10 protein-coding genes and 1 pseudogene are annotated in these 12,250 nt (G+C 69.3%); 8 read left to right on the top strand and 3 right to left on the bottom strand.

Annotated elements, in window-relative coordinates:
• Positions 1 to 28: 28 nt before the first annotated feature.
• Entirely contained in the window at positions 29 to 1,081 is a 1,053-nt protein-coding gene (locus tag ACPXY0_RS12265; RefSeq protein WP_423924939.1) for a hypothetical protein, read from the bottom strand.
• 161 nt (positions 1,082 to 1,242) lie between these two features.
• Here ACPXY0_RS12265 and gmd point away from each other — a divergent pair, with 161 nt between their 5' ends.
• On the top strand, positions 1,243 to 2,211 hold the full coding sequence (gene gmd, locus ACPXY0_RS12260) for a GDP-mannose 4,6-dehydratase (protein WP_423924937.1): 969 nt from the start codon (positions 1,243 to 1,245) through the stop codon (positions 2,209 to 2,211).
• Positions 2,212 to 2,224: 13 nt separating this feature from the next.
• On the opposite strand, the pseudogene ACPXY0_RS12255 reads toward gmd, so the two are convergent.
• Both ACPXY0_RS12255 and ACPXY0_RS12250 read right to left on the bottom strand, forming a co-directional pair.
• Positions 2,225 to 3,300, bottom strand: a pseudogene (locus ACPXY0_RS12255) (LptF/LptG family permease).
• Positions 3,301 to 3,304: 4 nt separating this feature from the next.
• A complete protein-coding gene (locus ACPXY0_RS12250; RefSeq protein WP_423924935.1) occupies positions 3,305 to 4,792 on the bottom strand; it encodes an LptF/LptG family permease in 1,488 nt (495 codons plus the stop codon).
• 110 nt (positions 4,793 to 4,902) lie between these two features.
• Here ACPXY0_RS12250 and ACPXY0_RS12245 point away from each other — a divergent pair, with 110 nt between their 5' ends.
• The 7 genes from ACPXY0_RS12245 (at position 4,903) to ACPXY0_RS12215 (ending at position 12,237) form a co-directional block, all read left to right on the top strand.
• The gene (locus tag ACPXY0_RS12245; RefSeq protein ID WP_423924933.1) at positions 4,903 to 5,934 is read left to right on the top strand and encodes a glycosyltransferase family 9 protein; all 1,032 of its coding nucleotides are present in this window, start codon (positions 4,903 to 4,905) and stop codon (positions 5,932 to 5,934) included.
• Positions 5,935 to 5,944: 10 nt separating this feature from the next.
• On the top strand, positions 5,945 to 7,519 hold the full coding sequence (locus ACPXY0_RS12240; RefSeq protein ID WP_423924931.1) for a response regulator: 1,575 nt from the start codon (positions 5,945 to 5,947) through the stop codon (positions 7,517 to 7,519).
• Positions 7,516 to 9,360, top strand: a complete 1,845-nt coding sequence (locus ACPXY0_RS12235) for an ABC transporter ATP-binding protein (RefSeq protein ID WP_423924929.1) — start codon at positions 7,516 to 7,518, stop codon at positions 9,358 to 9,360. The genes ACPXY0_RS12240 and ACPXY0_RS12235 overlap by 4 nt, the downstream gene beginning before the upstream one ends.
• Positions 9,357 to 10,292: a lysophospholipid acyltransferase family protein gene (locus ACPXY0_RS12230; protein WP_423924927.1), complete on the top strand. Its 936-nt coding sequence runs from the start codon at positions 9,357 to 9,359 to the stop codon at positions 10,290 to 10,292. Before ACPXY0_RS12235 ends, ACPXY0_RS12230 begins: the two co-directional genes overlap by 4 nt.
• Positions 10,289 to 11,038: a glycosyltransferase family 2 protein gene (locus ACPXY0_RS12225; protein WP_423924925.1), complete on the top strand. Its 750-nt coding sequence runs from the start codon at positions 10,289 to 10,291 to the stop codon at positions 11,036 to 11,038. The genes ACPXY0_RS12230 and ACPXY0_RS12225 overlap by 4 nt, the downstream gene beginning before the upstream one ends.
• Position 11,039: 1 nt before the next feature.
• Positions 11,040 to 11,876: a DUF3108 domain-containing protein gene (locus tag ACPXY0_RS12220; RefSeq protein ID WP_419940674.1), complete on the top strand. Its 837-nt coding sequence runs from the start codon at positions 11,040 to 11,042 to the stop codon at positions 11,874 to 11,876.
• 97 nt (positions 11,877 to 11,973) lie between these two features.
• On the top strand, positions 11,974 to 12,237 hold the full coding sequence (locus ACPXY0_RS12215) for a hypothetical protein (protein WP_423924923.1): 264 nt from the start codon (positions 11,974 to 11,976) through the stop codon (positions 12,235 to 12,237).
• Positions 12,238 to 12,250 lie beyond the last annotated feature (13 nt).

The following is a 12,250-nucleotide window of genomic DNA, read 5'->3' as shown; positions in this document are numbered from 1 at the left end:
ACCGGTGGCGGGGTTCCGTGTCGGTCCCTCACGACGCGAGTCTGCGCAGGCGGTCGATCGCGTCGGCGGCGTCGAGACGGGTGAGGTCGATCGCGTGTCCGTCCGCGCCCCCCTCCTCCAGCCAACGGCCGACCATCGCGCTGGGCACGGATTCTCGCGGCGAAAGCACGACCGGCGCCCGCAACTCCGCCACACGCACGGCGTAGCACGCGTCCTCGACGGCCTCCTGCCACACGCCGTCGACCCACGTCACGCGCCGCCGCCGGAGCACCTGGCCGCGGGCCACCGGCTGGAGCGTCCGGTGCGTGTCGTCGACCCCGGGGAGCACGATCAGCCACGAACGCGGCTCCGTCTCGGGTTCCAGCGCGAACCGAAGGTTCTCGAGTTCCTCCAGCCAGTCGAGCCGCAATTGGGCTTCGGCGGCCCGCTCGAACTCCAGCCTCTCCGAGGCGGCGTCGCGTGCGGCCGTGAACCGGTCCATGAGGTCCCACGCGAACTTGCGGTCCACCAGCAGGCGGCCCGCCGCACCCGCCTGCCGGCGGTACGCGTTGAGTCCCACGCGGCGCGCGCACGGGGCGCTGCAGAGTCCCATGTCGAACTGCATGCAGGGGCTCCGGCCCAAGTCGGGGCGGACCGGTTCGGCGCAGTTCCGCAGCCGGAAGACCTTCTCGACGAGACGGCGAATGCGTTCGGGCAACTGCCGGCTCCAGAACGGGCCGACGTAGCGGGCCCCGGCGCGGCGCGGGCGACGGACCACCCGCAGCCGGGGGAAGGGCTCGTTCCAGTGCAGTTCGAGGTACCAGCCGGCGCCGCGGCGCTTGAGGGCCTTGTTGTAGGGCGGACGCTGGCCGAGGATCCGCTCGGCCTCCACCAGGCGCGCCTCGAGGTCGCTTCCCGTGGGATGCGTTTCGACGCCCCGGGCGATCCGCAGCATCTCGGCGAGCCGCTCGTTCGAGGGACCGCCGGAGTAGAAATATCCGCGCACGCGTCGCCGCAGGTTGACGCTCTTGCCCACGTACAGCGGGTGGCCGTACGCGTCCACGAACACGTACACGCCGGGGCTCGCCGGGAGATCGGGCACCCATTCCGGGACCGGCGTGGCGCGGGGAATCGCGAAGCCTCCTCTCCCTCCGAGACCTGACGGGCAGCGGGAGCGAGAATGTCTGCTTCGGGTTGTATTCGGTCAAGTCCCGACGAGAGTCTCGATTTGGCCGGGGCGGGGCGGCCGCGCATATTCGCGGCATGATCGCACTCATCACCGGGATCACGGGACAGGACGGCTCCTATCTCGCGGAGGCGCTACTCGAGAAGGGGTACGAGGTGCACGGCGTCGTCCGTCGCTCCTCCGTGGAGAAGTTCGACCGCATCGCGCACCTCAAGGATCGGGTCACGCTTCACCAGGCCGACCTGCTCGACCAGTTGTCGCTCATCCGGGTGCTCGAACGGGTCGGCCCGCGCGAAGTGTACAACCTCGCCGCGCAGTCGTTCGTCCCCACGTCCTGGGAGCAGCCGCTGCTCACTGGAGAGTTCACGGCGCTGGGCGTCGCGCGCATGCTGGAGGGGGTCCGGGCGGTCGATGACACGATCCGCTTCTACCAGGCCTCTTCCTCGGAGATGTTCGGGAAGGTACGGGAGACGCCGCAGACCGAGGACACGCCGTTCTATCCCCGCAGCCCGTACGGCGTCGCGAAGGTGTACGGACACTTCATCACGGTGAACTACCGGGAGAGCTACGACCTGTTCGCGGCGAGCGGCATCCTCTTCAACCACGAGAGTCCGCGCAGGGGGCGGGAGTTCGTCACGCGGAAGGTGAGCTGGGAGACGGCGCGCATCCACCACGGGCTCGCCGACCGGCTCCTGATCGGGAATCTGGCGGCGGAGCGCGACTGGGGGTTCGCGGGCGACTACGTCGAGGCGATGTGGCGCATGCTGCAGGCGGAGACGCCGGAGGACTACGTGATCGGGACCGGCGTGACGCACTCCGTCCAGCGGCTGATCGAGATCGCCTTCGATGAGATCGGGCGCGACTGGCGCGACCACGTGGAGCAGGACCCCGCGCTCCTCCGGCCCGCCGAGGTCGAACGGCTCTGCGCCGATCCGTCGAAGGCGCGCCGACAGCTGGGCTGGCGCCCGCGCATGTCGTTCGAGGAGTTGATCCGCCTCATGGTCCGCGCCGACATCGAAAGCGTGGGGAGAGGAACGACGGCCTGAGCCTGGCTCGGGATCAGGTGCGGAGACGCGCGAAGAGGAGAAACGCGGCCGCCAGGAAGACGGTGTTCGGCATCCAGGCCGCCATGGTCGGCGAGAGCGCGCCGCCGGCGCCCATCGCCTCCGTGATGCGCCCGAAAGTCAGGAGGAGAATGGTGGTGCCGAGTGCGATCCCGATCGAGGTCGGTGCGCCACCGCGCCGGTTGCTCTGCGCCAGCGGCATCCCGAAGATGACGATCACCACGCAGGCGAAGGGGAACGCGACCCGGAAGGCGCCTGTGTCCGCAGCTGGTTCGTGTTGCCGCCCGATCTCTCTGTCGCCTCGATGAGGCGGCCGAGTTCCGCGTAGCGCATCTCATCCGGCTCCTTGGGCCGGGCCTGGAGTTCCTCGGGAGATTCATCCAGGTGCGGGATCAGCATCTCGCGGAACTCGTAGGCGCGCTCCCTGTCCGGCCCGTAGAAACGCCGGGCCCATCCGTCCTGGAGCAGCCAGCGCGACGAGATCGAGTCGTACTGCGCGGTGTTCGCGGTCACATGCATGGTGGGGAAGTCGGGGCCGGTACCCAACCGCTCGATCTGTACGTCCTCCATCTGTCCCGCCCGGGTATCGAGCTGGCGCGCCTTGTACACGAACCCGTCGTCTCCGCGGTAGACGAAGAACTGCCGGATCGTCTCGCTCCGCGCCTCCTCGGGCTCGAGGGCCTCGATGGACTTCCGGTTCGTCACCGCGACCACCTCGGTCAGACCGAGCGCGACGAAGCTGAGCAGGGTGGCGGAGATCAGAATCGGGACGCTGAGCCGGTAGAACGACACCCCTCCCGCCTTCATCGCCGTGACCTCGGAATGCCGCGTCATGGCCGCCACGGTGAACACGGAGCCGAGGAGTGCGGCGATCGGAAACGCGAGGAGCGACTGGTAGGGGAACTGAAAGATGTAATGCAGCGCCACCTGAAGGCGGGTCACATCCTGATCCACGAAGACGTTGATGTTGTCGGCGAGATCGATGAGCATGAAGATCAGGGGCACACCGAGCACGCAGACCAGGAAGATCCGCAGGAACTGCAGCGCCACGTAGCGGTCGAGCAGTCTCATCGGGTCAGCGCGTGACCCGCGTGGAGCGCCACAGCGCTCCCAGGCCGAAGATCCCGAACACGATGTTCGGCGCCCACATGGCCCACAGCGGCGACATCCACAGGCGGTCGGAGAGGTCCTCGCCGACGATGAGGAAGACGTAATACGCCCCGAAGCAGACGAGGCTGACGCCCACGACGAGGGCGACGCCCCCTCGCGGGAAGCGGACCGCGATCGTGGCGCCGATGAGCACGAACACGATGCACGCGGCCGGGATCGTCCCCTTCTTGTGAATCTCGACCCAGAACTGGTTGACCCTCCGGAGGCCGGTGAGTTCGCGGTCGGCGTACTGCTCGAACTGATTCGCGGCATCGAAGGCGGTGTAGAAACGGCGCGCCGCACTCTCTGCGGCGAGCGTCGCGGAATCGGGTGCGGAATCTTCTCCGGTCGCGGCAGCCGCGGAGTCGGAATCTCCTCCCGGCCCCGATCCGATCTCGTCCACCGCGAGCGACCCCTCCTCCGTGCCGGGCTCCATGCCCGATCCCGGATCCCCTCGGGCTTCGCCCTTCGGTCCAGCCGTCGCTCCCGTCGCCGTCTCCATAAGCGATCCGGCCTCCACCGGTTGCCGGAAATCGAGGAGCTGGCGCGTGATCGCGCGGGCGTAGGTCTCGCTCTCCGCCCGCGCCGCGTCCGCCATCAGGAAGCCCCGATGCGCCTCCTCGCGCATTTCGGCGATGTTCATCTCGCGGTCTCCGCGCACGGCCCCCAGGGTGTCGCGCTCGAGGGCGTTCCCCATGTCGGGGATTCTCAGCCTCATGTGCTCGAAGGCGACGCGGCGAAAGGCGTACGGCCGCTGGTTGGGCCGGACCTGCATGACGCCGTCCTCGAGGTCGAAGTAGAGGTCCTCGCCCCCTTCCTCGAAGGCCATCTTCCCGCGGGCCGCGTAGATGGTGTGGCTCTGCTGTCCGTCCCGTTCGTCGTAGATTCGGACATCCTCGATCTCGCTCCGCTCCTGATCGATGGTGCCCGGATGCACGTAGAGCCGGGAAGGGAGGACCTCGTTGATCGTCTGTTCGCGCAGGTTGAACGTCGGCTTCTTGCGGCCGATGCCGGTGAGGAGCACCTGAAGGTGGTGGTTCGACTGTGGCAGGATGGCGTTGTTGAACCACGTCATCGCACCTGCCAGAATGACCGCACAGACGAGGAGCGGCGCCATCACGCGCGTGAGCGGGATGCCGCTGGCCTTGATCGCCGTCACCTCGAAATCGCCCTCCAGTCGGCTGAAGACGTAGAGCACGGCGATGAGCACGGCCATGGGCAGCGTCTGGGCGATGATGAAGGGGGTCGAATAGACGAAGACCTCGACGATGACCGACCAGTGGAGACCCTTGCCTATGAGCCTTTCGAACCGCTTGCTCACCTGGTCGAGGAGGAGCAGAACCGTGAGGCCGCTGGCGGCGAACAGAAACGGCGCGAAGTGAAGGCGCAGGATGTAGCGGGTAAGAGTTCGCATCGCCCCGAGATTACGGTGTTTCGCGGCCGTTGTCAGCCCGGACCTACAGAGTCGTGTACCGAAAAGGCGGCCCGGAGGTCCATCCGCCTTCGTTCGCAGGGAGGCGCCGCTTGACGCTGCCCCTCGACTCCGGCGCGCCGCGCCGCGTGGCCATCGTGCTCATGAGTGCGGTGGGGAGCACGGTTCAGGGGTTGCCGGTCGTCGCCTCGCTGCGGAGAGCCTGGCCGCGGGCGCACATCACCTGGGTCGTGCAACCCGGCCCCGCGGCGCTCCTGGCCGGGCGCCCGGACGTCGACCGCTTCCTCCTGTTTCACCGCGGACTGGGCGCCCGCGCCTACCTCCGCCTCCGCCGCGAGGTCTCGTCCGCAGCGTTCGACCTCGTCATCTGCCTGCAACCGAACTTCAAGGGCGGGATGGTGACGCGCCTCCTTCCGGCCCCGGCGCGGCTCGGCTACGATCGCCGGCGCGCCCGCGACCTGAGCTGGCTCGCGACGAATCACCGAATCCCGCCCCGTCCGGTGGCGCACGTTCAGGATGAACTGTTCGAGTTCCTCGACCACCTCGAGGTGCCCCGGCGCTACGAGTGGGACTTCCACTTCACGGACGAGGAGCGCCGGGAGCACGGGCGGTGGCGGGAGAGGTTCTCCCGTCCGGTGCTCGCCGTCGTCCCGCGGAGTTCGAACCCCCGGAGGAACTGGACCCTGGAGGGCATCGCCCGGGTAATCGACGTGGCGGGCGGTGACTTCGGCCTGCAGCCGGTCCTGATCGGCGGCGACTCCGAAGCCGAACTGCGGGACGGACGCCGTCTCCGGGAACTCTGTTCCATTCCGCCGCGCGAGGAACTGGGCGGGACGCTGCGGCAACTCGCGGGCCGTCTCGAGGCGAGCGACGTCGTGCTGGCGCCCGACACGGGTCCCCTTCACATGGCGGTGGCGCTGGGGACGCCGACGATCGGACTTTATGGTTACACGGACCCGAAGCGGAGCGGTCCGTACAACCGTTTTCTCGATCTCATCGTGGATCGCCACAGCCGCGACGGCGAGCGGCGGCCGTCCCGGCGCACCCGTCCCGGCCGCATGGCGAAGATTCGCGTGGACGGGGTGGTACGGAATCTGGAACGGGCCATGGGCCGGTATCTGTGAAAGGCAGCGCATGACGGAGGCGACGAAGACCGTGGCGGGCCGGGTCCTGTGGGTGGACGACGAGGTCGACTTCCTGCGGCCGCACCTCATGCTGCTGCGGTCCTCCGGCTACCACGTCGACGCGGTGATGAACGGCCAGGACGCCCTCGAACTGCTGACCGGTTCCTCCTACGACCTCGTTTTGCTCGACGAACGCATGCCGGGGCTCCGTGGCATCGAGGTGCTCGACCGCATCCGGAGCTCCGCGCCGCGCCTCCCCGTGGTCATGATCACGAAGAGCGAGGAGGAATCGACCATGCACGAGGCGATCGGGCGGCGGGCGGACGACTACATCGTCAAGCCGACGAGCCCTCGTCAGGTGCTGTCCGTCGTGACCCGCCTCCTCGCGGGCCCCGCGCTGCGCCACGAACACATCACGCGGGACTTCTCCCGCCGCTTCGGCGAACTCCAGGAACAGCTCTCGATCGCGGCCTCGTGGCGGGACTGGGCCGAGTTGTACTCGGAGCTTGTCGACTGGGAACTCAAGCTCGATGAGGCGGGCGAGGCGGGTCTGGGAGAGATCCTCAAGGGTCTGATGAATGATCTCAACCGCGGCTTCTGCGATCTCGTAGCCGACCGCTACGCGGACTGGGTGCACGAAGGCGGCGAGACCGGTCCTACGCTGTCGGTGGATGTGCTGCCGCGCTTCTTCCGTCCCATCCTCGACGAGGATCCCGCCGCCCTCCTCGTCATCATGGATTGCATGCGACTCGACCAGTGGCGAGCCGTCCTCCCGATCATCAGCGAGCACTTCGAGATCGAGGAGGCGCTCTACGCCGGGATCCTGCCGACGGCGACCCCGTTCGCCCGCAACGCCCTCTTCGGTGGCCTCTTTCCGGATGAACTGGCCGAGTTCCGCCCCGCGTGGTGGGAGCGGGGAGACGAGATCGGGTACAACTCGTTCGAGGACGAGCTGTTCGAGCGTCAGATCCACCGGTTGACCGCCTCACGAATCCCCGTTCACTACGAGAAGATCTTCTCGGCGCAGGAGGGGGACCCGCTCCTGACGCGGCTGGGCGGCTACCTCTCGAGTCCGTCGGCTACGGCGCTCGTGTTCGGCTTCGTGGACATGCTCACGCACGGCCGCGCCCGGTCGCGCCTCATCTGGGAGATGGCGCAGGATACGAGCGCGCTGCGCTCGCTCACGGTCACCTGGTTCGAGCGTTCGCCGGCCCTGAAGGCGCTGCAACTGGCGGCGCAACGGGGTGTGCGCGTCCTCCTCACGACGGACCACGGCTCGATCCACTGCCGGCGGTCGGCGACGATCTACGCGGGGCGCGACGCGTCGACGAACCTGCGCTACAAGTTCGGCCACGACATGAAGGTGGAGAACCCCGGCGCCGTCATGACGACATCGGATGCCGACGAGTGGCGCCTGCCGCCCGGCGGATTGAACCGGACCTACGCGCTCTGCCGCGAGGACTATTTCTTCGTCTATCCGACCCGGCTGCGCGAATACCAGAACCGCTACCGGGACAGCTTCCTGCACGGAGGGGTGAGCCCCGACGAGATGGTGCTTCCCGTGGCCCTGCTGACGCCGCGTTGACGCCACGGCCCGGGAGCGGGGGCGGATCGTCGTACCGGCGCCTGCTGGGGTTTCTGTGGCCGTACCGCTGGATGTTCGTCGCCAGCCTGGCGCTTGGGGTGCTCGCGGCGGGACTCGAGGCGTTCAGTCTGCTCCTGCTCATCCCGTTCCTTCGCTCGCTGTTCAGCATGGGCCCGCTCCTTCCCGGCGGCGGGCGCAACGCGGCGGAACGCTTCATCGATAATGTCGCGGGCGGGTGGCTCGGTGCGGGAGAGGGGCTCGACGCCCTGCGCGCGGTGTGCGTCGTGGTGCTGGCGGCGCTCCTCCTCAAGAATCTGTGCAGCTTCGGGGGGCGGGCCCTGTCGATCCGCACGCAGGAGTTCCTGGTCCGGGACGCGCGCAACGCGGTGCACGCCCACCTGCAGCGTCTGCCGCTCGCCTTCTTCGAGCAGGGGAAGGTCGGGCAGATGATCGCCCGGGTGATCTCGGACACCGGGGAGGCGAAGCCGGTCGTGACGGACGCCCTCGCGCTGGCCGCGCGCCAACTGGCGACGCTCGCCGCCTACGCGCTGGCGCTGTTCGCGCTCTCCTGGCGGCTGGCGTTGCTCGCCGTCGTCCTGGTGCCGCTCGTGATGCTCGGCCTGCGGCCGCTGCTCCGCCGGCTCCGCGACAGGTTCCGGCGCACCTGGCATGACCAGGGAGAACTGGTCGCCGCGCTGCAGGAGTCGCTCGCCGCGGTGAGGCTCGTGAAGTCGCGGGCCGCGGAACGCTTCGAGGAGCGTCGCTTCCAGCGTCGGTCCGACGCCTTCAGCCGCAAGCGGATCGCCGCGGCTACGACCCGACACCTGGCCTCGCCGCTGTCGGAGGTTCTCGCTTCGATCGTGGCTCTGGGCCTCGTCTGGATCGGAGCCGGCTTCGTCGCGGGCGACGGGTCACTGGCGCCCGAGCAGTTCGTCGCCTTCGTGACCATTGCGCTGCGCGCCGTCTCGCCCGTGAAGGGTCTCGCGCAGTATCCGGCTGTCGCCGCGCAGGGACTCGCCGCCGCGGACCGCTTCCTGGAGATCCTCGACCAGGAGCCCGAGCCCGCCGGCGGCTCGCGGAGGGCGGCGGCGCCGGAGACCGGGATCCGCTACGAAGGTGTGAGTTTCGCGTATGAGCCCGGACGGGCCGTCCTCCGGGACGTCGACTTCTACATCCCGCGCGGGTCGGTCGTCGCCCTCGTCGGACCGTCCGGTAGCGGGAAGAGCACGCTGGTCGACCTCCTGCCGCGGTTCGCGGATCCGCAGAGCGGACGGGTCACGATGGACGGGACGGACATCCGCGAGTTCCCACTGGACTCGCTGCGCCGCCTCATCGGTTTCGTCGGCCAGGAGGCGTTCCTGTTTCACGACACGGTCGCGGCGAACATCGCCTACGGGGAGGACGCGGCGGCCTTCGCGGACGTGGAGGCGGCGGCGCGGGCGGCGCACGCGCACGAGTTCATCGAACGCCTGCCGGGGGGATACGACACCGTGCTCGGCGACCGGGGCGTGCGCCTGTCGACGGGGCAGCGGCAGAGGATCGGCATCGCCCGGGCGGTGCTTCGCGATCCGCCGATCCTCATCCTCGACGAGGCGACGTCGGCCGTCGACGCCGGGACGGAGTCCGTGATCAGGGAGGCCGCGGCCGACCTGCTCCATGACCGGACGGTCATCGTCGTCGCCCACCGGCTCTCCACGGTGCGCGAGGCGGATCGCATCTTCGTCCTCGAGCGCGGGCGGCTCGTCGACGCGGGGCACCACGAGGAGCTGGTGTCGCGCGATGGGCCCTATCGCCGCCTGTTCGGCCACCAGATGGGGCCCGCCATGGCGGCCCGGCCGTGACGGCCGCGACCGGCCTGGCGGACCCGGGTCGGCGGAGCGCCGGCGCGCGGCTGGGTGGCGCGCTCGCGGACGGCGCGCTGACCGGGCTGCATCTCGGGCTGCGGGCGGCCCCGGAGCCGCTGGCCCTGGCGGCGGGCCGCGCGCTCGGAACGCTCTCCCGCGCGCCCCTTCGCGTGCGGCGGCGCGTCGTGGAGGCCCAGCTCGCGGCCAGCTTCCCGGGTGCCGGGCCGCGTTGGGTTCGGGCCACCGCCCGCGCCTGCTACCGACATTTCGGCCAGGAGGTCGCGCTGCTCATGGGCGGCCCGCCGCGGATCGAGCGGATGCTCGCGCGCGTCGTTGACGAGGCGGGGCTTGGCCCGCGGCTCCGCACCGCGGTGGCGGAGCGCGGTGGCGCCGTGATCGTCTCCGGGCACCTCGGCAACTGGGAGTTGGGTGCCGCCGCGGTCCGGGCTTCCGGGGTCGGCGTCACGACCATCGTGCAGCGGCAGAGGGGCGCCTTCGGCCGACGCCTCCACGACATGCGCTCGCGCCTGGGTCTGGAGGTGCTGTACCGGGACGCCGCGGCCCGGCCCGCCCTCAGCGCGCTGCACTCGGGCCGTACCCTGGCCCTTGTGGCCGATCAGCACGCGGGACGCGGGAGCGCACCCGTCGAGTTCCTCCGCCGTACCGCCTGGACGTCGCTCGGACCCGCGCGTTTGTGTCTCGCCGCCGATGTCCCTCTCTTCTTCGCCGCGTTGGTGCGAGACCGATCCGGGTATAGGATCGTCCATGAGGAGATCGACCGCGGCCGGTCCCGAACCGGCACCGGCGCGGCCGAGATCACGAAACGCTGGGTCCGCGCCCTGGAGAGGCAGATCGAGGCGCGGCCGGAGCAATACTTCTGGTTCCACAGACGGTGGAAGCGGGCAGCGCCCGGGGGTGAGGACGCGTGATCCACATCGGCATACCCGTTCGCAACGAGCGCGACACGATCGGGCCGCTCCTGTGGCGGATCCGCGAATTGCTCTACGAAGGGCGGCCGCAGTTCCACATACTCGTCTGCGACGATGCCTCGGACGACGGCACCCTCGAGGCGCTGGAGCGGTATCCGCGGGTGGTTCCCCTGACCGTGCTCCGGAACGAGACGCGCCGCGGTTACGCCGCGAGCCTCGACCGGCTGGTGCGCGCCACGCTGCGGCGTTCGGCGTACCCGCGGCGGGATGCCTTCGTCTCGATGCAGGGCGACTTCTCCGATCCTCCCGAGCGTCTGCCGGAGATGCTGCGTCACTTCGAGGGCGGGGCCGATCTCGTGACCGTCGCGCGCGCGGGCGACGAGCCGTACGGGCGGCGGCTGACGCGCTTCGGCGGGCGTCTGTTCGCGCGCAGCCTGCGGGCGGCCCCGGAAGTGACAGACCCCTACGCCACCTTCCGCCTGTATCGATTGTTCACCCTCGAACGCGCCGTCGCCGCCGCGGACGGGAAGCTGCTGCGCTTCGAGGGCTGGGCCGCCAACGCCGGCCTGTTACTGCAAGTCTGGCCCTTTGTTCGCCGGTTCGAGGAGATGCCCCATGCACCGCACCCCGTTCGCCGCTATCGCGCACCCCGTTTTCAGGCTGGAGAGGAACTCCGCCAGCTGTTCGCCGCCGGCCGTGACCGTTCACTGCGCGAACTCGGCCGCCGGATCGGCGAGGCAGCCTGACATGTCGGGCCCCTTCTTCCGTCGCGCGTCCATCTTGCTCGCGGTCCTGGTCGCCTCTGCCGCCGGAGCACCCCCGCTCTCGGGTCAGGCGGGAGAGGGAATGGTGGACGACGGCGCGTTTCCCCGGGCGGTCCCGTTCCGGATCGGAGACGAGGCCGAGTACAGCATGCTGCTGGGACCCGTCAGCTTCGGCCGCATGTACCTGCGCGTCGAGGCGCAGGACACGATCCGGAGTACGCCCGCCTATCGGCTCACGATGGAAATGAAGGGGGGCGTACCCTTCTATCGGGTGGACGACCGCACCGTGAGCTGGCTCGCGACCGAGCCGTATCGGTCACTCCGCTTCGAGGAAGTCCTCCGGCAGGGCAGCTATCGTCGGCACCGCCGCTGGGACCTGGATCACGACAACCTGACGGCGACGCGGGAGGACTGGGACGAGGACGCGGGAGCCTACCGTCCGCACCGGCGGCAGCGCGACCTTCCGATGCCGCCCGGCGCGCTGGACGAGATCTCCTATCTCTTCCTGATCCGGGCGTTGCCCCTCGAGATCGGCCGGACCTACGAGTTCAACCGCCACTTCGAGGAGGACGGGAATCCGGTCATCGTCGAGGTTCTCCGGCGCGAGCGGATCCGCGTTCCCGCGGGCACGTTCGAGACGATCGTCGTCCGTCCGATCATTCAGACCGGCGGCCTGTTCGCGGAGGAAGGGGAGGCGGAGGTCTTCATCTCCGACGACGACCGGCGACTGGTCGTGCAAATCAAGAGCCGCATGCGGAGAGGAGCGGTCAGCATGTACCTCCGCGACTTCACCTCCGGCGCGGAGGATGTCGACCGCTAAAATGGCCCGGGGATCCGGCGGTCTCCCTTTCTGCGCTGGTTCGTCCTAGGTTGATACCGAAGCCGGCCTAGCGACGGACAACCAGCCAGGAGGTGCCTTGAGCAAAGGAAGCTACGTGCCGAAGTCGAGTGACCGGGCCCGCGACGAACTCTTCAGCCACATCCGACGCTGCGGCGTGCTCGACGCCGCGGACGATCAACGTCAGGAGTGGTTCGACGACACGATCGAGTACCTGGGGCAACGATACCCCGAATTGACGCCGATCGAACTGTCGACCCTGCGCGAGATCGGCGAGAGGTACTGCGCCCCGGCGATTCCGCATGGCGGTGCGGTCCGGAAGGCGGAGGAGGCCGGGGTCTAGCAACACGAGCCGC

The sequence above is a fragment of the Candidatus Palauibacter sp. genome (assembly GCF_965237495.1).
Lineage (GTDB): Bacteria > Gemmatimonadota > Gemmatimonadetes > Palauibacterales > Palauibacteraceae > Palauibacter.
Note: the sequence above shows the minus strand (reverse complement) of the source record. Positions and strands in the feature narration are given on the sequence as shown.

Bases quoted from the DNA above. Each gene is read 5' to 3' on its own strand.
- gmd (WP_423924937.1), top strand. From the start codon at position 1,243: ATGATCGCACTCATCACCGGGATCACGGGACAGGACGGCTCCTATCTC.
- ACPXY0_RS12250 (WP_423924935.1), bottom strand. From the start codon at position 4,792: ATGCGAACTCTTACCCGCTACATCCTGCGCCTTCACTTCGCGCCGTTT.
- ACPXY0_RS12240 (WP_423924931.1), top strand. From the start codon at position 5,945: ATGACGGAGGCGACGAAGACCGTGGCGGGCCGGGTCCTGTGGGTGGAC.
- ACPXY0_RS12220 (WP_419940674.1), top strand. From the start codon at position 11,040: ATGTCGGGCCCCTTCTTCCGTCGCGCGTCCATCTTGCTCGCGGTCCTG.